This window comes from Cellulomonas wangsupingiae (genome assembly GCF_024508275.1).
GTDB lineage: Bacteria > Actinomycetota > Actinomycetes > Actinomycetales > Cellulomonadaceae > Cellulomonas > Cellulomonas wangsupingiae.
In genome coordinates this window covers 694,420-717,770 of sequence record NZ_CP101989.1, presented here as the reverse complement: position 1 = coordinate 717,770, position 23,351 = coordinate 694,420, and the positions used below count along the sequence as shown (strand labels likewise).

The 23,351-nt window shown below is 74.2% G+C and carries 23 protein-coding genes; 9 read left to right on the top strand and 14 right to left on the bottom strand.

What is annotated here, in order from left to right; genetic code table 11:
• Window positions 1-65 precede the first annotated feature (65 nt).
• The 4 genes from NP075_RS03430 to NP075_RS03415 all read left to right on the top strand — a co-directional run bounded on the left by NP075_RS03430 (window position 66) and on the right by NP075_RS03415 (window position 5,038).
• Window positions 66-1,505, top strand: a complete 1,440-nt coding sequence (locus NP075_RS03430) for an alpha,alpha-trehalose-phosphate synthase (UDP-forming) (protein WP_227566505.1) — start codon at window positions 66-68, stop codon at window positions 1,503-1,505.
• A complete protein-coding gene (otsB, locus tag NP075_RS03425; protein ID WP_227566504.1) occupies window positions 1,498-2,289 on the top strand; it encodes a trehalose-phosphatase in 792 nt (263 codons plus the stop codon). Before NP075_RS03430 ends, otsB begins: the two co-directional genes overlap by 8 nt.
• Before the next feature lie 218 nt (window positions 2,290-2,507).
• Window positions 2,508-3,632, top strand: a complete 1,125-nt coding sequence (locus tag NP075_RS03420) for an ABC transporter ATP-binding protein (protein ID WP_227566503.1) — start codon at window positions 2,508-2,510, stop codon at window positions 3,630-3,632.
• A gap of 101 nt (window positions 3,633-3,733) precedes the next feature.
• Window positions 3,734-5,038, top strand: coding sequence for a DUF4032 domain-containing protein (locus NP075_RS03415; RefSeq protein ID WP_227566502.1), 1,305 nt, complete (start codon window positions 3,734-3,736; stop codon window positions 5,036-5,038).
• A 317-nt stretch (window positions 5,039-5,355) separates the two neighbouring features.
• On the opposite strand, the gene rlmB is transcribed toward NP075_RS03415, so the two are convergent.
• The 4 genes from rlmB to NP075_RS03395 all read right to left on the bottom strand — a co-directional run bounded on the left by rlmB (window position 5,356) and on the right by NP075_RS03395 (window position 9,831).
• On the bottom strand, window positions 5,356-6,354 hold the full coding sequence (gene rlmB, locus NP075_RS03410) for a 23S rRNA (guanosine(2251)-2'-O)-methyltransferase RlmB (protein ID WP_227566501.1): 999 nt from the start codon (window positions 6,352-6,354) through the stop codon (window positions 5,356-5,358).
• Window positions 6,354-7,793 carry a cysteine--tRNA ligase gene (cysS, locus tag NP075_RS03405; protein ID WP_227566500.1) on the bottom strand — a complete coding sequence of 480 codons (1,440 nt, stop codon included), beginning with the start codon at window positions 7,791-7,793 and terminating at the stop codon, window positions 6,354-6,356. Before cysS ends, rlmB begins: the two co-directional genes overlap by 1 nt.
• A gap of 68 nt (window positions 7,794-7,861) precedes the next feature.
• Window positions 7,862-9,115, bottom strand: coding sequence for an alanine racemase (locus tag NP075_RS03400; RefSeq protein ID WP_227566499.1), 1,254 nt, complete (start codon window positions 9,113-9,115; stop codon window positions 7,862-7,864).
• Window positions 9,112-9,831, bottom strand: coding sequence for a TetR/AcrR family transcriptional regulator (locus NP075_RS03395; protein WP_227566492.1), 720 nt, complete (start codon window positions 9,829-9,831; stop codon window positions 9,112-9,114). Before NP075_RS03395 ends, NP075_RS03400 begins: the two co-directional genes overlap by 4 nt.
• Window positions 9,832-9,976: 145 nt before the next feature.
• On the opposite strand from NP075_RS03395, the gene NP075_RS03390 reads away from it, so the two are divergent.
• Together NP075_RS03390 and NP075_RS03385 are read left to right on the top strand one after the other, a co-directional pair.
• The gene (locus NP075_RS03390) at window positions 9,977-11,323 is read left to right on the top strand and encodes a D-arabinono-1,4-lactone oxidase (RefSeq protein WP_227566491.1); all 1,347 of its coding nucleotides are present in this window, start codon (window positions 9,977-9,979) and stop codon (window positions 11,321-11,323) included.
• Between the two features lie 73 nt (window positions 11,324-11,396).
• Entirely contained in the window at window positions 11,397-12,341 is a 945-nt protein-coding gene (locus tag NP075_RS03385; RefSeq protein WP_227566490.1) for an NADP-dependent oxidoreductase, read from the top strand.
• Here the strand turns inward: NP075_RS03385 and NP075_RS03380 are convergent.
• On the bottom strand, window positions 12,331-12,588 hold the full coding sequence (locus NP075_RS03380) for a hypothetical protein (RefSeq protein ID WP_227566489.1): 258 nt from the start codon (window positions 12,586-12,588) through the stop codon (window positions 12,331-12,333). The genes NP075_RS03385 and NP075_RS03380 overlap by 11 nt on opposite strands.
• 183 nt (window positions 12,589-12,771) lie before the next feature.
• Here NP075_RS03380 and NP075_RS03375 point away from each other — a divergent pair, with 183 nt between their 5' ends.
• Window positions 12,772-13,707 carry an EamA family transporter gene (locus NP075_RS03375; protein ID WP_227566488.1) on the top strand — a complete coding sequence of 312 codons (936 nt, stop codon included), beginning with the start codon at window positions 12,772-12,774 and terminating at the stop codon, window positions 13,705-13,707.
• 9 nt (window positions 13,708-13,716) lie between these two features.
• On the opposite strand, the gene ispF is transcribed toward NP075_RS03375, so the two are convergent.
• The 3 genes from ispF to NP075_RS03360 form a co-directional block, all read right to left on the bottom strand.
• Window positions 13,717-14,205 carry a 2-C-methyl-D-erythritol 2,4-cyclodiphosphate synthase gene (gene ispF, locus NP075_RS03370; protein ID WP_227566487.1) on the bottom strand — a complete coding sequence of 163 codons (489 nt, stop codon included), beginning with the start codon at window positions 14,203-14,205 and terminating at the stop codon, window positions 13,717-13,719.
• Entirely contained in the window at window positions 14,202-14,945 is a 744-nt protein-coding gene (gene ispD / locus NP075_RS03365; protein WP_227566486.1) for a 2-C-methyl-D-erythritol 4-phosphate cytidylyltransferase, read from the bottom strand. The genes ispF and ispD overlap by 4 nt, the downstream gene beginning before the upstream one ends.
• Window positions 14,946-15,036: 91 nt before the next feature.
• Window positions 15,037-15,519 (bottom strand): CarD family transcriptional regulator, encoded by a 483-nt coding sequence (locus tag NP075_RS03360; RefSeq protein ID WP_046530074.1) that lies wholly within the window; start codon window positions 15,517-15,519, stop codon window positions 15,037-15,039.
• A gap of 270 nt (window positions 15,520-15,789) precedes the next feature.
• Between NP075_RS03360 and NP075_RS03355 the strand changes: the two genes are divergently transcribed.
• Entirely contained in the window at window positions 15,790-16,344 is a 555-nt protein-coding gene (locus tag NP075_RS03355) for a hypothetical protein (RefSeq protein ID WP_227566485.1), read from the top strand.
• A 51-nt stretch (window positions 16,345-16,395) separates the two neighbouring features.
• On the opposite strand, the gene pstB is transcribed toward NP075_RS03355, so the two are convergent.
• The 6 genes from pstB to NP075_RS03325 form a co-directional block, all read right to left on the bottom strand.
• Window positions 16,396-17,175: a phosphate ABC transporter ATP-binding protein PstB gene (pstB, locus tag NP075_RS03350; RefSeq protein WP_227566484.1), complete on the bottom strand. Its 780-nt coding sequence runs from the start codon at window positions 17,173-17,175 to the stop codon at window positions 16,396-16,398.
• A 35-nt stretch (window positions 17,176-17,210) separates the two neighbouring features.
• Window positions 17,211-18,281 carry a phosphate ABC transporter permease PstA gene (pstA, locus tag NP075_RS03345; protein WP_227566483.1) on the bottom strand — a complete coding sequence of 357 codons (1,071 nt, stop codon included), beginning with the start codon at window positions 18,279-18,281 and terminating at the stop codon, window positions 17,211-17,213.
• Window positions 18,281-19,285 carry a phosphate ABC transporter permease subunit PstC gene (gene pstC, locus NP075_RS03340; protein WP_372456748.1) on the bottom strand — a complete coding sequence of 335 codons (1,005 nt, stop codon included), beginning with the start codon at window positions 19,283-19,285 and terminating at the stop codon, window positions 18,281-18,283. Before pstC ends, pstA begins: the two co-directional genes overlap by 1 nt.
• A 44-nt stretch (window positions 19,286-19,329) precedes the next feature.
• Complete coding sequence (gene pstS, locus NP075_RS03335; RefSeq protein ID WP_227566482.1) at window positions 19,330-20,430, bottom strand: phosphate ABC transporter substrate-binding protein PstS; 1,101 nt, start codon at window positions 20,428-20,430, stop codon at window positions 19,330-19,332.
• 129 nt (window positions 20,431-20,559) lie between these two features.
• Complete coding sequence (locus NP075_RS03330; RefSeq protein ID WP_227566481.1) at window positions 20,560-21,270, bottom strand: response regulator transcription factor; 711 nt, start codon at window positions 21,268-21,270, stop codon at window positions 20,560-20,562.
• Window positions 21,267-22,439 carry a sensor histidine kinase gene (locus tag NP075_RS03325; protein ID WP_227566496.1) on the bottom strand — a complete coding sequence of 391 codons (1,173 nt, stop codon included), beginning with the start codon at window positions 22,437-22,439 and terminating at the stop codon, window positions 21,267-21,269. Before NP075_RS03325 ends, NP075_RS03330 begins: the two co-directional genes overlap by 4 nt.
• 157 nt (window positions 22,440-22,596) lie before the next feature.
• Between NP075_RS03325 and phoU the strand changes: the two genes are divergently transcribed.
• Window positions 22,597-23,271 (top strand): phosphate signaling complex protein PhoU, encoded by a 675-nt coding sequence (phoU, locus tag NP075_RS03320; RefSeq protein ID WP_227566480.1) that lies wholly within the window; start codon window positions 22,597-22,599, stop codon window positions 23,269-23,271.
• Window positions 23,272-23,351 lie beyond the last annotated feature (80 nt).

The following is a 23,351-nucleotide window of genomic DNA, read 5'->3' as shown; positions in this document are numbered from 1 at the left end:
CCCGAGCGTGTCACCCGTGGGACGACTAGGGTCGAAGGGCGAAACCTGCGAGGAGTTGAGAACTGGTGCCCATCGACGCACCGCACGACGGCCACGACCTGGTCGTCGTCGCGAACCGCCTTCCTGTCGACGTGACCCTGGACGAGGCGGGCGAGCCGAGCTGGACACGCTCGCCCGGCGGCCTCGTCACCGCGCTCGCGCCGGTGATGTCCAAGGCCGAGGGGGCCTGGGTCGGCTGGGGCGGGTCCCCCGGTCTGGAGCTCGAGCCGTTCGACGTCGACGGCACGGAGCTCGTGCCCGTCATGCTCACCGAGTCCGACGTGGAGCGGTACTACGAGGGCTTCTCGAACGACACCCTGTGGCCGCTGTACCACGACGTCATCGCGCCCCCGCAGTTCCACCGGCAGTGGTGGGACGCGTACCGGCGCGTCAACGAGCGGTTCGCGCAGGCGGCGGCCGCGAAGACGGCGCACGGCGGGACGGTCTGGGTGCACGACTACCAGCTGCAGCTGGTGCCGGCGTACCTGCGCGAGCTGCGGCCCGACCTGCGCATCGGGTACTTCCACCACATCCCGTTCCCCCCGCTGGAGATCTTCGCGCAGCTGCCGTGGCGCAAGCAGGTCGTCGAAGGGCTGCTCGGGGCGGACGTCATCGGCTTCCAGCGCGGCGGGGACGCGGCGAACTTCGTGCGCGTCGTGCGGCGCCTGACGGACCTGACGACGCGCGGGCAGATGATCACGGTCGACGAGGGCACGCCCGCGCAGCGCCACGTGCGCGCCGCGGCCTTCCCCATCTCGATCGACTCGCACGCGTTCGACCAGCTGGCCCGCACGCCCGAGGTGCAGGCGCGCGCCGCGCAGATCCGCCACGAGCTCGGCGACCCCGAGCACCTGCTGCTGGGCGTGGACCGCCTCGACTACACCAAGGGCATCCGCCACCGGATCAAGGCGTACGGCGAGCTGCTCGAGGACGGGCGCCTGTCCGCCACGGAGACGACGCTGGTACAGGTCGCCAGCCCGAGCCGCGAGAACGTCGGCGCCTACCAGCAGCTGCGCGACGACGTCGAGCTGCTCGTCGGCCGCATCAACGGGGACCACGGGCAGGTGGGGCACGCACCGGTGCAGTACCTGCACCAGTCGTTCCCGATGGAGGAGATGGCGGCGCTGTATCTCGCCGCCGACGTCATGCTCGTCACCGCGCTGCGCGACGGCATGAACCTGGTCGCCAAGGAGTACGTCGCGGCACGCTCCGACGAGCGCGGGGCGCTGGTGCTCAGCGAGTTCACGGGCGCGGCCGACGAGCTCGTGGGCGCGGTGCTCGTCAACCCGCACGACATCGACGGCATGAAGGACGCCATCACGTACGCCGTGCACATGGAGCCCCGGGAGGCCCGCAAGCGCATGCGCCGGCTGCGCCGACGGGTCCTCGGTCACGACGTCGCCGCGTGGTCGCAGGAGTTCCTCGCCACGCTGACGGCGGTGCCCGTGAGGGACGGCCGTGGCTGACGGCCCCGTCCCCGCGGACCTGCGCGACCGGCTGACGGCCGTGGCGGGCGACACCGCCGCGCGTCCGCTGCTCGTGGCGCTCGACTTCGACGGCACGCTCGCACCGCTGCAGGACGACCCGGCGGCGTCGCGCATCCTGCCCGCGGGCGTCGGCGTGCTGGCCGACCTCGCCGGGCGCGACGGTGTCGCGCTCGCCCTCGTCTCGGGACGCGCCATGGCCGACCTGCACGCGCTCGCCGAGGTGCCGGCCGGGACGTACCTCGTCGGCAGCCACGGCGCCGAGCGGGCCCGGGTCACGCAGTTCGGGCTCGACCGCGACGTCGTGGAGCTGACCCACGAGCAGGCCGACCGCCTCGCGGCGCTCGGGGCGCGGGCCGCGGCCGTCGCGCGCGGGCGCGACGGCGTGTGGGTCGAGTCGAAGCCGACGGCCGTCGTCGTGCACACGCGCCTCGCGGAGCCGAAGGACGCGGTCCCGGCGGAGGCGGAGGCGCTCGCGCTGGGCACCGAGCTGGGTGTCGGGACCCTGCACGGCAAGGACGTCGTGGAGCTGACCGTGCTGCCGGCCGACAAGGGCACGGCGCTGCAGGCGCTGCGCCGCGAGCTGGGCGCGCCCGTCGTGCTGTACGCCGGCGACGACGTCACGGACGAGCACGCGTTCGCGGCCCTCGACCCCGACGACCTGACGCTCAAGGTCGGCCCCGGCGACACCGTCGCGCGGTACCGCGTCGCGGACCCCGCCGCGGCCGTCGCGGCGCTCGCGCACCTGCTCGACGCGCTCGGCTGAGGCACACGCGCGGGGCCGCACCTGCGACCTGCGTCCCGGAATCCCGCCGCAGCCCGTGTGACATACTGAGCCGCGACCGGGGGAGGTCCGACGGACCCCCCTCGTTCCGTGTCAGCGGAGACACAGGGCTCAGCAGATCCGCTCCCGCGGGCCTGCGTTGACACTCTTCACGACGGATCGTCCGGCACGTACCTGCCGGTGAAGGGAATGACACAGCCATGGCTACGGTCACTTTCGACCACGCGACCCGGATCTACCCGGGCACCGAGCGTCCCGCGGTGGACGCGCTCAACCTCCACATCGAGGACGGCGAGTTCCTCGTCCTCGTCGGCCCCTCGGGCTGCGGCAAGTCGACCTCCCTGCGCATGCTCGCAGGTCTCGAGGACGTCAACGCCGGCCGCATCCTCATCGGTGACCGCGACGTCACCGACGTGCAGCCCAAGGACCGCGACATCGCGATGGTGTTCCAGAACTACGCGCTGTACCCGCACATGACGGTCGCCGACAACATGGGCTTCGCCCTGAAGATCGCCGGCACGCCGAAGGCGGAGATCCGCCAGCGCGTCGAGGAGGCTGCCAAGATCCTCGACCTGTCCCAGTACCTCGACCGCAAGCCGAAGGCCCTCTCCGGTGGCCAGCGTCAGCGCGTCGCCATGGGCCGCGCCATCGTGCGTTCGCCCCAGGTGTTCCTCATGGACGAGCCGCTGTCGAACCTCGACGCCAAGCTCCGCGTCCAGACGCGTACGCAGATCGCGTCGCTGCAGCGCCGCCTCGGCGTCACGACGGTCTACGTCACGCACGACCAGACCGAGGCCCTGACCATGGGCGACCGCATCGCGGTCCTCAAGGACGGCATCCTCCAGCAGGTCGGCACGCCGCGTGACATGTACGACACGCCGGCCAACGTGTTCGTCGCCGGCTTCATCGGCTCCCCGGCCATGAACATCGGCACGTTCCCGGTGCTCGAGGGCGCCGCGTCGGTCGGCTCGTCGCGTCTCGCGCTGCCGCGCGACGCCGTCACCCGCCTGACGGAGGACGACAAGGGTCACGTCACGGTCGGCTTCCGTCCCGAGGCGCTCGACGTCGTGCCGCAGGGCACGCCGGACTCGTTCCCGGTCATCGTCAACATCGTCGAGGAGCTCGGCTCGGACGCGTTCGTCTACGGCGCGCTGACGAACGACTTCGGCCAGGCCTCGGCGGTGCACTCCGGCGCCGGCGACGCGCAGATCATCGTGCGCGTCGACCCGCGCCAGGTCCCGCCGAAGGGCGGCACCATCTACGTCCGCATCCGCCCGAACGAGCAGCACCTGTTCCACGCGGGCTCGGGCGAGCGCATCGGCTGACCCCAGCACCCCTGCACGTCGAGGCGGGCCCGGCCGGTGCCGGGCCCGCCTCGGCGCGTCCGGGGACGTGGCCACCCCGTGACACCTGAGAGGATCGAGCCATGAACGGCACGGCACAGCGCCTGCAGATCACGGCGGCCAACCCGGACCCCGCTCTCCTGGACCTGCCGTGGCACGTCCCGCTCGAGGAGTGGCCCACCGAGACGCTGGCGGCCCTGCCGCGCGGCATCAGCCGGCACGTCGTGCGCTTCGCGCGCCTGTCCGGGCGCGTCATCGCGATCAAGGAGATCGGCGAGACCGTCGCGTACCGCGAGTACGAGCTGCTGCGCCAGCTGCGCAAGCTCGACGTGCCGGGCGTCGAGCCGGTCGGTGTCATCACCGGTCGCCGCTCCCCCGAGGGCGAGCCGCTCGAGGCCGTGCTCATCACGCAGCACCTGCAGTTCTCGCTGCCGTACCGCGCGCTGTTCAGCCAGTCGCTGCGTCCCGACACCGCGACCCGCCTCATCGACGCCCTGGCCGTGCTGCTCGTCCGCCTGCACCTGGCGGGCTTCTACTGGGGTGACGTGTCGCTGTCCAACACGCTGTTCCGCCGCGACGCGGAGACCTTCGCCGCGTACCTCGTCGACGCCGAGACCGGCGACCTGCACGACCGCCTCACCCCCGGTCAGCGCGGCTACGACCTCGAGGTCGCGCGCGTCAACATCATCGGCGAGCTCATGGACCTGCAGGCCGGGGAGTTCCTCGACGAGGCCGAGGACGCCGTGGCGATCGGTGAGGCGCTCGTCGTGCGCTACCAGGAGCTGTGGCGCGCGTTGACGGAGACCGAGTCGTTCGGCTTCGGCGAGCGCTGGCGCGTCCAGGCGCGCATCGACCGCCTCAACGACCTGGGGTTCGACGTCGGCGAGCTCGACATCACCACGGACCTCGACGGCACCTCTGTCCGCATCCAGCCGAAGGTCGTCGACGCGGGCCACCACTCGCGCCGGCTCATGCGCCTGACCGGGCTCGACGTGCAGGAGAACCAGGCGCGTCGGCTGCTCAACGACCTCGACGAGTTCCGTGCCGCCACCGACCGGCAGGCCGACGACGAGGCGTTCGTCGCGCACGACTGGCTCACCGACGTCTTCGAGCCCGCGGTGCGCAGCGTCCCGCGCGAGCTGCGCGGCAAGCTCGAGCCCGCGCAGATCTACCACGAGCTGCTCGACCACCGCTGGTACCTCTCGCAGCAGCAGCACCGCGACGTCCCGATGCCCGAGGTCGCGACGAGCTACGTCGCGACGATCCTGCCGACGCGGCCCGACGAGCAGGCCGTCCTCGGCACCCGCGCCGAGGACCTGCGCGACGGTGACGGCGGCGGCCCGTCCCCGTCCGAGGACGACTACGACCCGGACCAGATGATCGGCTGACCCTCACCCGCGAGAGCACGATCCAGTCACCCCGGGCGCGCCGGCTCCCCCTCTCGCGGTGAGAGGTCAATCCAGTCTCGCCCACGCAAAGACTGGATCACCCTCTCGCGGTGAGAGGTCAATCCAGTCTCGCCCAGGCAAAGACTGGATCACCCTCTCGCGGTGAGAGGTCAATCCAGTCTCGCGCCGGCACAGGCTGGTTCGCCCTCTCACGCCGAAGGATGGTCCAGTCCCGCGCGGGCAGGGTGGCTGGATTGACCTCTCGCGGGAAGGGGTGGGGCGTGGCCGGGACCTGTCAGGTCCCGGCCGTCGTCGTCTCACGCGCGCTGGCGCGCGACCTCGTACAGCGCGATCCCGGCGGCGACACCGGCGTTGAGGGACTCGACCGCGGACGCGATCGGGATCGACACGATCGCGTCGCACTGCTCACGGACCAGCCGCGACAGGCCCTTGCCCTCCGACCCGACGACCAGGACCAGCGGGTCCGCCGCGAACGGCAGCTCCCCGAGCGGCACGTCGCCGCCCGCGTCGAGCCCGACGACGAACACGCCGGCCCGGCGGTACTCCTGCAGGGCGCGCGTCAGGTTCGTGGCCCGCGCGACGGGCACCCGGGCGGCGGCACCGGCCGACACCTTCCACGCCGACGCCGTGACCCCGGCCGCTCGGCGCTCGGGGACGAGCACGCCGTGCGCGCCGAACGCCCCGGCCGAGCGCAGCACGGCACCGAGGTTGCGCGGGTCGGTGATCCCGTCGAGCGCGACGATCAGCGGCGCCGTCCCCGACGCCTCCGCGGTGTCGAGCAGGTCGTCCGGCTCGAGGTACTGGTACGGCGGCACCTGGATGGCGACGCCCTGGTGCACGCCGCCGTCGGTGAGCCGGTCGAGCTCGGCGCGGCCCACCTCGAGCAGCGGGTAGCCCGCGTCCGCGGCCGTGGAGACGATCTCGCGGGTCCGGTCGTCCGCCTCGAGCCGCGACGCGAGGTACACGGTCGACACGGGGATGCCGGCGCGCATCGCCTCGACGACGGAGTTGCGGCCGCCGACGATCTCGTGGGTCGAGCTGGTCCGCCCCCCGCGGGAGCCGGACGCGCCGCGCGCGGCGCGCGCCGAGGGACGCCCCGACGTGCCGGGACGCTCCTCCGCCTTCTCCGCGGCGACCTTGCGCTTGTGGGCCACGTGGTACGGGCGGTCCTCGGCCTTCGGCGTCGGTCCCTTGCCCTCGAGCGCGCGGCGGCTGTGACCACCCGTGCCGACGCGGGCGCCCTTCTTCGATCCGGGCTTGCGGGTAGCGCCTCGGCGCTGGGAGTTGCCGGCCATCAGTCCTCCGGGTTGTCGGTCGCGGGCGCGGCGAGGGTCCAGCGCGCACCCGTCGGGGAGTCTTCGACGACGACGCCTGCGGCCGTGAGGCGGTCGCGGATGGCGTCGGCGGTCGCCCAGTCACGGGCGGTACGTGCGGCGGCGCGTGCGTCGAGCTCGGCTCGCACGAGGGCGTCGAGGGCGTGCGCGGTGCGGCCGTCGCCCGCGGCGGTGCCCCACTGCGGCGAGCCGGGGTCGAGACCCAGCACGTCGAGCATGCCACGCAGCGCGACCACCGCCATCCGCGCGGTCACGTCGTCGCCGGCGGCGAGCGCGCTGTTGCCGGCGCGCAGCGTCTCGTGGACGACCGCGAGCGCGGCCGGCACGTTGAGGTCGTCGTCGAGCGCCGCGGCGAACGCCGGGGGCAGCGCGACGTGCGCGACCTCGTCGGCCGACGCGACGCCGACGCGCTCGGCGGCGCGCTGCACGAAGCCCGCGAGGCGCTCCCACGTGGCCTCGGCCTCGGCGAGCGTGTCGTCCGTCCACTCCAGCATCGAGCGGTACTGCACGGCGGTCAGCGCGTAGCGGACGACGGCGGCGGGCGCCTTCTCGAGCACCGTGGTGACGAGCAGCCCGTTGCCGAGCGACTTGCTCATCTTGGCGCCGCCCTGCGTCACCCAGCCGTTGTGCAGCCAGTACCGGGCGAACGGGTAGCCCGCGGCGCGCGACTGCGCCTGCTCGTTCTCGTGGTGCGGGAAGCGCAGGTCGAGCCCGCCGCCGTGGATGTCGAACGCCTCTCCGAGGTACCGGTGGGCCATCGCGGAGCACTCGAGGTGCCAGCCGGGGCGCCCGCGGCCGTAGGGCGTGTCCCAGGACGCCGTGGCGGGCTCCCCGGGCTTGGGCGCCTTCCAGAGCGCGAAGTCGTGGGGGTCGCGCTTGCCGGAGCCGGCGTCCTCCGGGACGTCGGTCATGTCGTCGACGCGCTGGTTGGTCAGGGAGCCGTAGTCCGCCCAGGAGCGGACGTCGAAGTACACGTCCCCCGGGCCGGCGGCGTACGCGTGGCCGCGCTCGACCAGCCGGTCGAGGAGCCCGAGCATCGCGGGGACGTGGCCCGTCGCGCGCGGCTCGTAGTCGGGCGGCAGGACGCCCAGCGCGTCGTAGGCGGACGTGAACGCACGCTCGTTGAGCAGCGCCCACGCCCACCACTCGCGCCCGGCGGCGGCGGCCTTGGCGAGGATCTTGTCGTCGATGTCGGTGACGTTGCGGACCATCGTGACGCGCACGCCCTTGCGGCGCAGCCAGCGGACCAGCACGTCGAACGCGACGGCGGAGCGCACGTGCCCGACGTGCGGGGGCGCCTGCACCGTGGCACCGCACAGGTAGATGCCGACCTCGCCCTCGACGAGGGGGACGAAGTCGCGCACCGACTGGGTGGCGCTGTCGTACAGCCGGAGGGTCACCGACCCAGGTTACCGGCGCGCGGACGTCGCGCCCGACGCGCGGGGTGCGCGGTGGGCGTCGGCCGTCGTCAGCCGGCGCACAGACCCTCACCACGGTACGTGGGGACGGTCGCCTCGATGCGGGACCCGCGCACGAGGTGGACGTCGGAGAACCGCTCCATCACCTCACCTGCCTTGGCGTGCCGGAACCACACGCGGTCCCCGATGCGCAGGTCGGCGCGGGTCGGGACGCGCAGCGGCGTCTGGACCTCCCCCGCTCCCTCGCGCGGGTCCAGCCGCAGGCCGGCGGGCCAGACGGGTCGCGGCAGCCGCGTCGCGGCCGCCGGGCCCGAGGCCACGTACCCACCCCCGAAGACCGTCGCCCACCCGGCGCCGGGCACGCGCACCACGTCGAGACCGAAGTACGCGGCCGGGCGCGCGTCGAACGCGCGGTACCCGTCGAACAGGGTCGGGGCGAACAGGCCCGAGCCGGCCGTCACCTCGGTGACCCCCGACGCGGCGGCGCTGACCTCGAGCGAGCCCGTGCCGCCGGAGTTCACCAGCTCCGGGCGGCGTCCCAGCACGGCGGTCACGGCGTCGACGACGTCGACGCGGCGGCGCGCGAGCTCCCGCACCGACGCCGCCTTGACGAGCCGCACCGCCGGCGACGTGTCCGGCAGGCCGGCCACCTGCGCCTCGTAGAACATGACGCCGCGCACCTCGAGCCCTCGCCGCTCGACGACCGCCGCGAGGGCCGCGACGGCGTCGGGCGACCGGACCGGTGAGCGCCGCACGCCGAGGTGGACCGTGAACGGTCCGCGTCCCACCCGCAGCGAGGCGTCGACGTCGAGGCACACGCGCAGGCGGCGACCGTGCCGCCGGCCGGCGGCCGCGAGCAGGTCCGCCTGGGCGGCGTCGTCCACCATGAACGTCACGGCGGCCGCCGCCGCGGGGTCGGCGGCGATCGCGTCGAGCGCCGCCGTATCGACCGTCGGGTAACCGAGCAGCACGTCGTGCACGCCGTGGCGTGCGAGCCACAGCGCCTCGGCGGCGGCGTAGGCCATGACCCCCGCGAATCCGGGCTGCGCCAGGACCCGCTCGAGCACGTGGCGGACCCGGACGGACTTGCTCGCGACGCGCACCGGGGTGCCTCCGGCGCGCCGGACGACGTCGGTCGCGTTGGCGTCCAGCGCGTCGAGGTCGACGACGACGAGCGGCGCCGGCAGGCCGGCGGTCGCGGCGTCGAGACGCTGCCCGAGCGTGCGTGCGGCGACGTCCCCGGCGGGCCCCGGCGTCACGGCCGTCCGGGCCCCCGCGCGGGGCGACGTCGTCGCGGCCGTCATGCCAGGGCGGTCACCCCGGCCGGCGCGACGGGCGGCACGAGGCTGTGCACCTGCGCGTCCCGGGCGTCGGACCGCGGCTCGTGCGGGTCGTGTGCCGTGGCCGCCAGCAGGGCCTCCTCGTCGAGCGGGACGGCCAGCCCGGCGAGGTGCTCGGCGAACAGCCGCAGCCCTTGGTAGCCCGCGTCCTCGTCGCCGTCCACGAGCCACGCGAGCGAGAACCCGTCGACGGCCGCGATGATCGAGCGGGCCACGAGGTGCCGCGGCACGCGCCACGTCACGCCGCCCGCACGCTCGACCTCCTCGAGGAACCGCTCGGCCGCGGCCCAGCTGACGACGTACTGGTCGACACCGACCTGCCGCAGCTCGGGATGGCGCAGCGACGTGGTCGTCAGCTCGTAGGTGAGCAGCTGCGGGCCCCGGGTGGCGCGGATGTTGGCCCACAGCCCTTCGAGCACGCCCAGGATCAGGTCGCGCGCCGGGGCGGACTCCGGCATCTCGGCCATGCCGCGCGCGAGGTTGCGCTCGGTGATGGTGTGGGCCATCGAGCGCAGGAGCTCGTCCTTGTCGCGGAAGCAGTAGTGGACGACGCCCAGCGAGACGCCGGCCTCGGCTGCGACCGCGCGCACGGTGGCGCCGTCGATCCCTTCCCTGCTCGCGACGTTCAGTGCTGCCTCGATCAGCTGCTCACGACGTTCGGCGACCGGCAGACGGTTCATGACTCCTCCTCGCGGACGCCGGTACCGCACACCCCCCCGGCTGCGGTCGACGTCTCTCCCCGATCATCATCTCATCGGTTGTCATGACGATAGTCAAGGATTTTGCGCACTTGACCTGGACGTTCGACCAGCCGATGCTGGGAGGATGGCAGGGCTCGGTGACGGCCCCACGACGCCGCGCGTGTGGCGCAACTGGGCGCGCACCCAGCACGCTGCCCCGCAGAGGGTGGCACAACCCCGTGACCTGGGCGAGCTCGTCCAGGAGGTGGCCTCGGCGTCCGCCACCGGTCGCCGCCTGCGCGCGGTCGGCGCCGGGCACTCCTTCACCGGCGCCGCCGTGACCGACGGTGTGCAGATCCACCTGGACCACCTCGCGTCGTTCGAGCGTGTCGTCCCCCGTCCGGACGGCACCGCGCACGTCACGGTGGGTGCCGGCATGCGCCTCACGGCGCTCAACGCCGGGCTCGCCGCGCGGGGTCTGGCCATGCGCAACCTGGGTGACATCGACCGGCAGACGGTCGCCGGGGCCATCAGCACCGGCACGCACGGCACCGGCGCGCGGCTCGGCGGGCTCGCGACCCAGGTCGTCGGCTGCCGCGTCGTCACCGCCGCCGGTGACGTCGTCGAGACGTCGCGCGCGCACGACCCGGGGCTGTTCGAGCTCGCGCGGCTCGGCCTGGGCACCGCCGGGGTCCTCGCGGCCGTGACGCTCGAGGTCGTGCCCGCGTTCCGGCTGCGGGCGCACGAGGCGCCGATGCCGCTGCCCGCGCTGCTCGACGGGCTCGACGCCCTCGTGGACGACAACGAGCACTTCGAGTTCTTCTGGTTCCCGCACACCGGAAACGTGCTGACCAAGCGCAACAACCGGGTCGACGACGACGACGACGACCAGCCGCTGCCCGCACTGCGAGGCCTGGTGGACGACGAGCTGCTGTCCAACGGCCTCTTCGAGCTGACCTGCCGGCTCGCCGCCGCGCGGCCGGCCGTCGTCCCGCGCCTGAACGCGGTGGCCTCGCGCGTGCTGTCGGCCCGCACCTACACGGGCGCGTCGTCCGACGTGTTCGTCGCCTCGCGGCGCGTGCGCTTCCGGGAGATGGAGTACGCCGTCCCGCGCGAGCGGGTGCCCGACGTCCTGCGGGAGGTGGGCACCTGGCTGCGCGGCACGCGCGAGCCCGTGCCGTTCCCCCTCGAGGTCCGGTTCGCCGCCGCCGACGACGTCTGGCTGTCCACGGCCCACGGCCGGGCGACCGGCTACGTCGCCGTCCACCAGTACCACCGCATGCCCCACCGACGGTACTTCGACGCCGTCGAGCGCATCGTCGCCCAGGTCGACGGACGCCCGCACTGGGGCAAGCTGCACGGCCTGGACCACACGCGGCTGGCCGCCCTGTACCCGCGTCTCGCCGACGCGAACCGGGTCCGGGCACGGGCCGACCCCACCGGGACGTTCCGCAACGACTACGTCGACCAGGTCCTGGGCCCGCTGCCCTGACGCGCGCCGGTTCAGGCGAACGAGGGACCCGGTCGTGATGGCCAGTCACAGGCGTGCCGGTCACGCTGGCCGCATGGCGGACTCCGGACGGGCGGTCGTGGCCGGCGGGCTGGGCGGGCCGGAGGTGCTGCGGGTGGTGGAGGTCGCGGCGCCGGACCCCGGCCCCGGCGAGGTGCAGGTGCGGGTGCACGCCGCGGGCGTGAACCCGTGGGACTGGAAGTCGTACGCGCCCGGCAGCGGGGCGCGCCCGCCCGTGCGGCTGGGGCAGGAGGTCGCCGGCGTCGTGCGGGCCGTGGGCCCGGGCGTGCGGTGGTACTCGGTCGGTGACGCCGTGGTCGCCTGGCCGGTCGCCGGCGCGTACGCCGACGTGGTGACCGTGCCGCAGGGTGTGCTGGTCCGGCGGCCCGACCGGCTCGACGTGGCCCAGGCCGCGGGCCTCCTCGCGGCGGGCGTCGCCGCGGTGCACGCCGTGGACGCGACGGACGTGGGCAGCGACGACGTCGTGCTCGTGCACGGCGCGTCCGGCGGGGTCGGGCGCGTCGCCGTCCAGCTCGCGGTGCTGCGCGGGGCGCGGGTCCTCGCGACGGCGTCGTCGGCGTCGCACGACTGCCTGCGCAGCATGGGTGCGGAGCCGGTGACCTACGGCCCGGGCCTGCTGGACCGCCTGCGGCACCTCGAGGCCCGGCTGGGCCGCGTGACCGTCGCCATCGACGCCGCCGGGTCCCCCGAGGCGCTGGACACGTCGGTCGCGCTGGTCGCGGACCGGACGCGGGTCGCGACGCTCGTGGCGCTCGACCGCGCCGCCGGGCTGGGCGTCCTGGCGCTGGGGCACGGGCCGGGGGCCGACCCGGGCCGCGCGGTGCGGGAGGCGGCACGCAGCCAGCTGACCGCCCTCGCGGCCGACGGGTCGCTGGACGTGCACGTCACGGCGACGTACCCGCTCGAGGAGGCGGCCGCGGCCCACCGGCGCAGCCGCGAGGGTCACGCGGGCGGCAAGCTGGTGCTCGTCACCCGGTGACGTGCGGGTGGCTGCCGGTGACCGGCGGCCACAGCTCCGGCGGCGGTGCGAGCGGCGCGGCGGGCCGCGTCGTCTCGTCGATCTGCTGCAGGCCGGCGAACGTCGCGGCGAGCACCTCGAGGGACACCCGGTTGCGCTGGCGGACGGGCTGGGTGGCCGCGCGCTGCGGCAGGCCGCGCGGGCCGGCGGCCCGCGGCGGGGCGTCGGTGGCGGGCGCGGGAGCGCGCTCACTGTCCGTCGAGGTCACGCGGAGGGACGTTACCGGCGATTCGTCCGGTTCACGACGCCGGAGGTCCCGAACCCGCGCGACGCCCGGGACGCCCTCGCGAGGTTCACCCGCCCGGGTGGCGCGGTGCCCACATCGTGACACGTGCGGCCGACGGCCGGTATGCCCTGGCCGGGACGGCCGGCGACGAGCCAGACTCGGCGCGTGCCGCCCCGCCACCGCCTGCTCGCGCTGCTGGTCGCCCTGACCTGGGGCCTGAACTTCCCCGCGATCCACCTGTCGCTGCAGCAGTTCCCCCCGTTCCTCCTGGTGGCGCTGCGCTTCGCCGTCATCGCGGTCCCCACGGTGCTGCTGGTGCCGCGCCCGCGCGTCGCCTGGCGGTGGCTGCTGGGGTACGGCGCCGGGTTCGGCGTCCTGCAGTTCGTGTTCCTGTACCTGGCGATGGACACCGGCATGCCGACGGGGCTCGCGTCGCTGGTCCTGCAGTCCTCGGCGCCGTTCACGGTGGTGCTCGCCGGCCTGCTGCTGCACGAGCGCCTGACCGCGCGTCAGGGCGCCGGTGTCGCGATCGCCGTCGTGGGCCTCGGTGGGATCGCGGCGTACCGCGCCGGCCTCGACGGGGGTGCGGCCCTGCTGCCCGTCGTCCTGACGCTGTGCGGCGGGCTGGGCTGGGCGTTCGGCAACCTGTGCAACCGGCAGGCGCAGGCGGACTCGGCGTTCCGGCTCATGCTGTGGATGTCGGTCGTCCCGCCCCTGCCGCTGCTGGCGCTCTCGCTGGCCGTCGAGGGCCCGGACGCGATCGCGTCGTCCTTCCGCGGGCTGACCACGCCGACGGGGCTGGCCGCTCTCGGCGGGCTGGCCTTCACGGTGCTCATCGCCACGGTGGTCGGCACGGGCGTGTGGACGTGGCTCATGGCCCGGCACCCGTCGAGCGTGGTCGCGCCGTTCTCGATGCTCGTGCCCGTCGTCGGCATCGCCGCGTCCTGGCTGCTCCTCGACGAGCCGACGCGCCCGGCCGAGCTGGCGCTGGGCGCCCTCGTGGTCGCCGGGGTGCTGCTGGGCAGCACGCGGCCCCGGGAGCCGGGCCGCGTGGACCGCGAGCCGACGCGCGGCGACGAGCCGTCAGCCGTGACGGGGTGACGGGGCAGGTCAGTCGGCGTCGAGGGAGATGAGGGCCGTCGCGATCGCCGCGACCCCCTCGCCGCGGCCCGTCAGGCCCAGGCCGTCGGTCGTCGTCGCGGAGACCATGACCGACGCGCCGCACGCCATCGACAGCACCGCCTGGGCCTCGATGCGCCGCGGCCCGAGCTTGGGCCGGTTGCCGACCACCTGGACGGCGACGTTGCCGATCGTGAACCCGGCGGCCCGCACGCGCCGCGCCGCCTCGGCCAGCAGGGCCGCTCCCGACGCGCCCGCCCAGCGCGGGTCGTCCGTGCCGAACTGCAGCCCGAGGTCGCCCAGTCCCGCCGCGGACAGCAGCGCGTCCGCCGCGGCGTGGGCGGCGACGTCCGCGTCGGAGTGACCGGCCAGCGGACGCTCCCCGGGCCACTCCAGCCCGCCGAGGTGCAGCACGGCGTCCGGCGCCGGGTCGGGGTCGTAGGCGTGCACGTCGATGCCGATGCCGGTACGCAGGTTCACGCGCGGTCTCCCGTCGTCAGGGCCTGCGCGACGAGGAGGTCGCGGGCCGTGGTCACCTTCGCCGCCCGCTCGTCGCCGGGCACCACCCACACCGCGACGCCGGTCGCCTCGACGAGCCCGGCGTCGTCGGACGCCGCCGTCGCCTCGTGGGCCGCCCGGCCCCAGCCGACGGCGTGCGCCCGCTCCAGGACGTCACGGTCGAAGCCCTGCGGCGTCTGCACGGCCACGAGGTCCGCCCGGGGCACGGTCTCGACCACCGGGCGCCCCGCCGCGTCGCCGTGCCCGACCCGCTTCACCGTGTCGACCACGGGCAGACCCGGCACCACCGCGGGGTGGCCGGCGTGCACGGCGTCGACGACCCGGGCCACGAGGGCCGGCGGCGCGAAGGGGCGGGCCGCGTCGTGGACGAGGACGACGTCGACGCCGTCCTCGAGCTCGGAGAGCCCGGCGGCCACGGACTCCTGGCGGGTGCGGCCGCCCCCGACGACGTCGAGCCGGACGTCCTCCGGTGCGTCGTCGACGACGGGGCCCAGGAGTGCCGCGACCTCGTCGAGCATCGCCTCGGGGGCGGTGACGACGAGCTGGGTCACGCGCGAGCCGTCGGCGGCGTGCGCGGCGAGCAGGGCACGGGCCGCGTGCACGACCAGGGGCTCCCCGGCCACGGGCACGACGGCCTTCGGCAGCGCGTGCCCCAGGCGGGAGCCGCTGCCGGCGGCGGTCAGGACGGCGGCGATCGTCATGGGTGCATCGTGCCCCGTCCGCGGGCACGGGCCGAACGCCGACACAGCAGACGGCCCGGACGACGTGCGTCCGGGCCGTCGTGCACGCGGATCAGGAGGCGAGGACCTCGTCGAGGATGGCCTCGGCCTTGTCCTCCTCGGTCTTCTCGGCGAGCGCGAGCTCCGAGACGAGGATCTGACGGGCCTTGGCGAGCATCCGCTTCTCGCCGGCGGACAGCCCACGGTCGGCGTCGCGGCGCGACAGGTCACGCACGACCTCCGCCACCTTGATGACGTCGCCGGACTGGAGCTTCTCGAGGTTGGCCTTGTAGCGCCGCGACCAGTTCGTGGGCTCCTCGGTGTACGGGGCGCGCAGCACCTCGAACACGCGGTCGAGCCCTTCCTGACCGACGACGTCGCGGACACCCACGAGATCGACGTTCTCCGCCGGAACCTCGATGGTCAGGTCGCCGTGAGCGACCTTGAGCTTGAGGTAGATCTTCTCCTCGCCACGGATGGTCCGGCTCTTGATCTCTTCGATCTTGGCTGCACCGTGGTGCGGGTAGACGACGGTCTCCCCAACAGTGAAAGTCATCTGTCGGTGTCCCCTTTCGCAGACGTGTATGGTATCACGCCCGCTTCCTGTAGATTCCGCCCCCGCGCCCGCGTCCGCGCTGGTCAGCGGCCGGTGACCAGCGCGTGGACCGCACCTCCTCGCCGGTCGGCGCGGCCCGACGGTAGGCTGACCTGCAGGCTCCCCTGCAACGCCGTGCCGTCCACCGACGGCGTCGCCCGCGCGTGCAGGCAGGAGCCGCGCCCACCCGCCCGCGTCGCCTCCGCACGCGAGACCCGAGCAGGAGCCCTCGTGACCCGCCTCCGCCCCCGCACCGCCGGCCTCGCCGTCGCCGCAGCCCTCGCGCTGACCGGCTGCTCGGCCACCAACCCGATCACGACGATGGGCGAGTACGAGGCCTCGGACGGTGCCGGCACGACCCTGGGCGACGTGCGCGTCCTCAACATGCTCGTCGTCACCGAGTCGCTCGACGCCCCCGGCGTGCTGACCGGTGCCCTGTCCAACCGCTCGAAGCAGGACGAGGAGGTCACCCTCACCGTCGGCGACTCCGAGCCGGTGACGGTGGACGTCCCCGCCCTGGGCAGCGTCCTGATCGGCGCGGACAGCGCCCCGGCCGGGTACACGACCACGGACGTGCCGATCGCCGCGGTCGCGGCGCGCCCCGGCGGCATGACGACGCTGACGATCGCGACCGGCGCCAACGGGACCGTCGACCTGCAGATCCCGGTACTCGACGGCACGCTCCCCGAGTACGCGGCCCTGCTGCCCGGCGCCACGCCGACGCCGGAGAGCACGCAGGACGCGTCCGAGCCGCAGCCCGAGGAGATCGGGCCCATCGAGGACTGACCCGGCCGGGCGGCCGTCGCCGGCACGGCGGCCGCTGCGCCCGCGCACCGCTCAGCCGAAGCGCCCCGAGATGTAGTCCTCGGTGGCCTGCTCACGCGGTGACGAGAACATGGTCGCGGTGTCGTCCATCTCGATCAGCCGGCCGGGCTTGCCGGTGCCGGCGATGTTGAAGAACGCCGTCCGGTCGGACACGCGCGCGGCCTGCTGCATGTTGTGCGTGACGATGACGATCGTGTAGTCGGACTTCAGCTCCGCGATGAGGTCCTCGATGGCGAGGGTCGAGATCGGGTCGAGCGCCGAGCACGGCTCGTCCATGAGCAGCACCTGCGGGCGCACCGCGATGGCGCGCGCGATGCACAGGCGCTGCTGCTGCCCGCCGGACAGGCTGGACCCCGGGCGCGCGAGCCGGTCCTTGACCTCGTTCCAGAGGTTCGCCCCGCGCAGCGAGCTCTCCACGAGGTCCTGCTGGTCGCCCTTCGACATGCGGCGGTTGTTCAGCCGCACGCCCGCGAGCACGTTGTCCGCGATGGACATGGTCGGGAACGGGTTGGGGCGCTGGAACACCATGCCGATCTGCCGGCGCACCGTCACCGGGTCCACGTCCGGGCCGTACAGGTCCTGGCCGTCCATGAGCGCCTTGCCCTCGACGCGGGCTCCGGGGATGACCTCGTGCATGCGGTTGAGGGTGCGCAGGAACGTCGACTTGCCGCAGCCCGACGGGCCGATGAGCGCCGTGGCCTGACGCGCCTCGATGGTCATCGTGACGCCCTGCACGGCGAGGAAGTCGCCGTAGAGCACGTCGAGGTCCTTGACGTCGATCCGCTTGGACATGAGGTCCTTCCTGGGGGTTCGGTACGGCCCCGCGGTCAGCGGGCGCCCCTCGGGGCGAACCAGCGGCTGACGAGCCGGGCCACGAGGTTGAGGAGCATGACGAGCAGGATGAGGGTGAGCGCGGCGGCCCACGCCCGGTCGATGCCGGTGCCGCCCTGCTCGTACTGGCGGTAGGCGAACACGGGCAGGGTGGCCATGCGGCCCTCGAAGAGGTCCGTGTTGACCTGGGTGATCAGGCCGACCGTGAGCAGCAGGGGCGCGGTCTCGCCGATGACGCGGGCGACCGCGAGCATGACGCCGGTGACGATGCCGGCGGCGGCCGTCCGCAGCACGACCTTGAGGATCGTCAGCCACTTGGGGACGCCCAGCGCGTACGCCGCCTCCCGCAGCTCGTTGGGCACGAGCCGCAGCATCTCCTCGACCGAGCGGATGACCACGGGCGTCATGAGCAGGGACAGCGCGACGGCGCCCATGATGCCCGCGCGGTACGCCGGTCCCATGACCAGCGTGAACAGCGCGAACGCGAAGAGCCCGGCGACGATCGACGGGATGCCGGTCATGACGTCGACGAGGAACGTGATGCCCCGCGCCAGGGGCCCGCGCCCGTACTCCACGAGGTAGATGGCGGTGAGCAGGCCGATCGGCACCGAGATGACGGCGGCCGCCAGCGTGACGAGCAGCGTCCCGACGACCGCGTGCCAGATCCCGCCCTGCGTCATGTCGCCGAAGATCCCGACCATGTCGGTCGTCAGGAACTCCCAGCCGAACGCCGCCGACCCGCGGGTGACGACGAGCAGCACGAGCGAGAACAGCGGCACCAGCGCGAGCAGGAACGCGCCCGTGACGAGCGTCGTCGCGAGGCGGTCGGCCGCCCGCCGCGGGCCCTCGACGACCCGCGAGGTGATGCTCGACGCGAGCACGAACAGCACGGCACCCAGGACGACGACCCCGGTCGGGGACGCCGCGCCGGCGGCGAGCAGCACGAGCAGGGCGACGCCGAGCGCCCCGCCGGCGAACGCCCACGTGCTCCACGACGGCAGGCGGCCGTAGGCGTCGCCCGTCAGGAGCCCGGAGTGCGTGGTGGTCTCAGGGGTCGCGGTGGTCATCAGTTGGCTCCCGAGAACTCGGCGCGCCGCGCGATGATCCAGCGCGCGGCGAAGTTGACGGCGAACGTGATGACGAACAGCGCGAGGCCCGTCGCGATGAGGACGCTGACGCTCAGCCCGCTGGCCTCGGGGAACTTCGAGGCGATGTTGGCCGCGATGGTCTGGTTCTGCCCCGGCTGCAGCAGGTGGAAGGAGTAGAGGAACCCGGGCGAGATGACCATGAGCACGGCCATCGTCTCGCCCAGCGCGCGGCCCAGGCCGAGCATCGACGCGCTGATGACGCCCGACCGCCCGAACGGCAGGACGGCCTGGCGCACCATCTCCCACCGGGTCGCGCCCAGCGCCAGGGACGCCTCCTCGTGCAGCCGCGGGGTCTGCAGGAAGACCTCGCGCGACACGGCGGTGATGATCGGCAGGATCATGACCGCCAGCACCACGGACGCCGACAGGATGTTCTTCGCCGGCGCCTGGTAGTCGGCGAACAGCGGGATGAACCCGAGGGTCGACGACAGCCACGCGAACAGCGGGTCCAGCCGGCCGATCAGCCACAGCGCGCCCCACAGGCCGTACACGACCGACGGGATCGCCGCGAGCAGGTCGACGAGGTAGCCCAGGCCCTGCGCGAGGCGCCGCGGGGCGTAGTGCGAGATGAACAGCGCGATGCCGATGGACACCGGAACGGCCATCGCCAGCGCGAGCACGGAGGCGAGCAGGGTGCCGAAGATGAGCGGCCCCACGTACTGCGCGACCGACCCGCCCTCGAACCAGGAGATCGCCTCGAGCTCCTCGCTCGACGCCGTGAGCGCCGGCCACGCCCGTGCGACCAGGAAGACCGTGACGGCCGCGAGCGTGACGAGGATGAGGACGCCCGCACCGGTCGACAGGCCCGCGAAGACGCGGCCCGCGAGGCGGCCGGTGGGCGCGGCACGCACGGCGGCGGCCGCCTCGTCGCCCCGCGGGCCGGTGCCCGCGGGGGTCGGTGGGGTGGTGGTCGTGACAGCCACGGCTGCTCCGTCGGTCGAGGAGGGGTGGGGCGCGCGTGCGTCGGTCAGCCGGCGCTGATCGAGTCGATCGCGGCCTGCACCTCGGTGCGCAGCGCGTCCGAGATCGGGGCGGCGCCGGCGACCGACGGGTCGGCGGCACGCTCCTGACCCTCGGGGCTCGCGACGTAGGACAGGTACGCCTTGACGTTCTCGGCGTCGGAGGCGTCGGCGTACGTCGAGCAGGCGATCGAGTAGGAGATGAGGACCAGCGGGTAGGCGCCCGCCTCGGTCGTGGTGCGGTCGAGCTCGACGACGAGGCGCTTGTCCGTGGCGTCCTCGGCGCGCGGGGAGGCGTCGACGACCTTCGCGGCCGCCTCCGCCGAGAACGGCACGTACTCCTCGCCGACCTTCAGGGCCACCGTGCCGAGGTCGCCGGCACGCGACGCGTCGGCGTAGCCGATTGCGCCCACGGCGCCGGAGACGGTGTCGATGACGCCCTGCGTGCCCTGCCCGGACTGCCCGCCGGACAGCGGCCAGTCGCCCGACGCCTCGTGCGGCCAGGCGCCACCGGACGCGGCCTCGAGGTACTCGGTGAAGTTCTCCGTGGTGCCCGACTCGTCGGAGCGGTTCACCGGGATGATGCCGGTCGACGGGAGCGTGACGCCGGGGTTCTCGGCGGCGATCGCGGGGTCGTCCCAGGTCGTGATCTCGCGGTCGAAGATCTTCGCGAGCGTCGCGGCCGACAGCTGCAGGTGCTCGGCGTCGAGGTCGGGCAGGTTGTACACGACCGCGATGGGGCTGATGTACAGCGGCAGCTCGACGGCCTCGCCACCTTCGCAGCGCTCGCTCGCGGCGGCCAGCTCGTCCTGCGTGAGGGCCGCGTCGGAGCCGGCCAGCTGCACGGCGCCGGCGAGGAACTGCTCGCGCCCGCCGCCCGAGCCGACGGCGTCGTAGCTGACGGCCACGTCCGGGTGGCTGTCGTTGAAGCCGGCGATCCAGCCGGCGACGGCCTTCTCCTGGGAGGACGCGCCGGCGGCGGCGAGCGACCCGCTCAGCGCGGTGCCGTCCGACTCGGCCGTCGAGCCGGAGCCGCACGCGGTGAGCGTCAGCGCGAGCGCGCCGACGAGGGCGAACGCGCCGGACCGGCGGTGGGGGGTGAGCTTCACGGTGTCCCGTCCTGTCGCCTCGAGCGCGCACCGGTCGGTGCGCGGCCGACGCCGACGCTAGGCGGGCCAGGTGACCGCACCGGCGGCACCGGGTGAACCCCGGGTGAACGCTCGTCGACCAGACGCGCGCTACTCCCCCGTGCCGTCGGACAGCTTGTAGCCCAGGCCCCGCACGGTGGTCAGCAGGGTCGGGGCGGACGGGTCGGCCTCGATCTTGGCGCGGATGCGCTTGACGTGGACGTCGAGGGTCTTGGTGTCCCCGACGTAGTCGGAGCCCCACACGCGGTCGATGAGCTGTCCGCGCGTCAGGACGCGTCCCGGGTTGCGCAGCAGCATCTCCAGCAGCTCGAACTCCTTGAGCGGGAACGCGACCAGCTCACCGTGCACGTGGACCGTGTGCCGGTCCACGTCCATGCGGACGCCGTCGACCTCGAGGACCGCGTCATCCGCGGCGGCGGCGTCGGCCGGCCGCACCGCGGCCTCGCGGCGCCGCAGGACCGCGCGGATGCGCGCCAGCAGCTCGCGCGACGAGTACGGCTTGGTGACGTAGTCGTCGGCACCGAGCTCCAGGCCGACGACCTTGTCGATCTCGTCGTCCTTGGCCGTCAGCATGATGACCGGCACGTCGGACTCCAGGCGCAGCCGGCGGCACACCTCGGTGCCGGGCAGGCCGGGCAGCATCAGGTCGAGGAGGACGAGGTCGGCCCCGTGCTCCGCGAACCGGTCGAGCGCCTCGGGGCCCGTCGCGGCCGTGACGACGTCGTAGCCCTCCCGGCCGAGCTGGTAGGACAGGGGGTCGCGGTACGACTCCTCGTCCTCGACGAGCAGGATGCGGGTCACGGGGTGCTCCTCGACGGGGTCGGTGGTGCGCTCGGCTGCGTGCCGGGCGCGGGTGCGGCGACGGGCAGCCGCAGGGTGAACGTGGAGCCGCGGCCGGGCTGCGACCACACGGACACGTCGCCACCGTGGTCGGCCGCGACGTGCTTGACGATCGACAGGCCCAGGCCGGTGCCGCCGGTGTCCCGCGAGCGCGCGGGGTCCACCCGGTAGAAGCGCTCGAACACGCGGTCCTGGTCCGCCGCCGCGATCCCGACGCCCTCGTCGACCACCGCGATCTCCACGAGGTCGCCGCGGGCCTGCACGCCCACGCCGACGCGCGTGCCCTCGGGCGAGTAGGCGACCGCGTTGTCCAGCAGGTTGCGCACGGCCGTGACGAGCAGGTTGTGGTCGCCGAACACGGTGATCCCGCGGTCTCCCGCGACGGCCACCCGGATCGACTTGGCGTCCGCCGCGGTGCGCGCCCGGTCGACCGCCTCGGCCACCACGTCGTCGACCTCGACCGTCTCGACGTCCTCGAGCGCCCCGGCGACCTGCAGGCGGGACAGCTCGATGATCTCGTGCACCAGCGCCGACAGGCGCCCGGCCTCCGCGCGCATCCGGCCGCTGAACCGGCGCACCGCCTCGGGGTCGTCGGCCGCGTCCTGCACCGTCTCGGCCAGCAGCGACAGCGCCCCCACGGGCGTCTTGAGCTCGTGCGACACGTTGACGACGAAGTCGCGGCGGATCGCCTCGAGGCGCCGCGCCTGCGTGAGGTCCTCCGCGAGCAGCAGGAGGTGGTCGGGCGTGACCTGCGCGACGCGCACCTGCAGCAGCAGCCGCGACGGGCCGACGGGCCCTCGCGGGACCTCCAGCTCCTCGTCGCGGATCACGCCGTCGCGGCGCACCGACGCGACCAGTTCGCGCATCGAGGCGTGCACGAGGCGGCCGTCGCGCACGAGCCCGAGCGCGTGCGCCGGCGGGCTCGCGCGCACGACCCGGTCCTGCGCGTCGAGCACCACGGCCGCCGAGCGCAGCACGGCGAGCGTGCGCACCAGGCCGTCGTCGAGCTCGGGTTCCGGCTGCGGCGGCACCGTGCGCTGGTCCCGCTCGCTCCACCGGAACGCGGCGACGGCGACGGCGCCGACGAGCACGCCGACGACGCCGGCGACGAGGGGCACGACGTCCAGCATCCAGTCCACGGATTCCACCCTAGGCGGGTCCGCGGCGAGGGCCGGGCCGTCCACGGCCGCGGACGTCGAACCGCCGCCGCGTGTTCACCTGCCGGGGGCCGGTCGTTCACCGACGCGTGCGACCGTGAGCCCGCCACCGCCCGAGAAGAGGGAGCACATGCGGGACATCTTCGAGGCCGAGCTCACCCAGCTCGGCCAGGACCTCGTCGCCATGAGCGGACGGGTCGAGCAGGCCATCAGCAACGCCGGCGTCGCGCTGCTCACCGCGGACATCCGGCTCGCCGAGTCCGTGATCGCCGACGACCTCGCCATCGACGCGCTGGAGCAGGACCTGGACGAGCGGTGCGTGCGGCTGCTGGCCCAGCAGCAGCCCGTCGCCACCGACCTGCGCATCGTGGTCTCGGCGCTGCGGATGAGCGCGTCGCTCGAGCGTATGGGCGACCTCGCCCGGCACGTCGCGCAGGTGGCGCGTGCCCGCTACCCGGTCGTGGCCGTGCCGGCGGGCCTGGAGGAGACGTTCACGCAGATGCAGGACGCCGCCGTGCGGGTCGCGCGCCGCGTGACCACGCTGCTCGGCACGCGGGACATGGCGCTCGCCGAGTCCATCCAGCAGGACGACGACCTGCTCGACGAGCTGCACGCGAGCACGTTCACGTCGATGCTCTCCGGGCCGTGGGACCGGTCCGCGCAGGAGACCGTCGACGTCACCCTGCTCGGCCGCTACTACGAGCGGTTCGGCGACCACGGCGTCTCCGTCGCGCGCCGCATGGTGTACCTCGTGACGGGTGACGTGGCCGACGCCCTGGACCCCGCCGCGGTGCGCGGGGCCTGACGCCCGAGGAGGGCTGGGGCTTCCGGCCCCGCCACGCGAGAGGCGCCCGTCCCGGGGGGGAGGGCGCCTCTCGTCGTGCT

What these genes read in the sequence shown, in the direction of transcription:
- ispD (WP_227566486.1), bottom strand. Translation starts at nt 14,945, where the DNA reads ATGACGATCGCCGCCGTCCTGACCGCCGCCGGCAGCGGCTCCCGCCTG.
- NP075_RS03390 (WP_227566491.1), top strand. Translation starts at nt 9,977, where the DNA reads ATGGCAGGGCTCGGTGACGGCCCCACGACGCCGCGCGTGTGGCGCAAC.
- NP075_RS03325 (WP_227566496.1), bottom strand. Translation starts at nt 22,439, where the DNA reads ATGCTGGACGTCGTGCCCCTCGTCGCCGGCGTCGTCGGCGTGCTCGTC.
- phoU (WP_227566480.1), top strand. Translation starts at nt 22,597, where the DNA reads ATGCGGGACATCTTCGAGGCCGAGCTCACCCAGCTCGGCCAGGACCTC.
- NP075_RS03395 (WP_227566492.1), bottom strand. Translation starts at nt 9,831, where the DNA reads ATGAACCGTCTGCCGGTCGCCGAACGTCGTGAGCAGCTGATCGAGGCA.
- pstA (WP_227566483.1), bottom strand. Translation starts at nt 18,281, where the DNA reads ATGACCACCGCGACCCCTGAGACCACCACGCACTCCGGGCTCCTGACG.
- NP075_RS03400 (WP_227566499.1), bottom strand. Translation starts at nt 9,115, where the DNA reads ATGACGGCCGCGACGACGTCGCCCCGCGCGGGGGCCCGGACGGCCGTG.
- NP075_RS03415 (WP_227566502.1), top strand. Translation starts at nt 3,734, where the DNA reads ATGAACGGCACGGCACAGCGCCTGCAGATCACGGCGGCCAACCCGGAC.
- pstB (WP_227566484.1), bottom strand. Translation starts at nt 17,175, where the DNA reads ATGTCCAAGCGGATCGACGTCAAGGACCTCGACGTGCTCTACGGCGAC.
- rlmB (WP_227566501.1), bottom strand. Translation starts at nt 6,354, where the DNA reads ATGGCCGGCAACTCCCAGCGCCGAGGCGCTACCCGCAAGCCCGGATCG.
- NP075_RS03420 (WP_227566503.1), top strand. Translation starts at nt 2,508, where the DNA reads ATGGCTACGGTCACTTTCGACCACGCGACCCGGATCTACCCGGGCACC.
- NP075_RS03385 (WP_227566490.1), top strand. Translation starts at nt 11,397, where the DNA reads ATGGCGGACTCCGGACGGGCGGTCGTGGCCGGCGGGCTGGGCGGGCCG.
- NP075_RS03360 (WP_046530074.1), bottom strand. Translation starts at nt 15,519, where the DNA reads ATGACTTTCACTGTTGGGGAGACCGTCGTCTACCCGCACCACGGTGCA.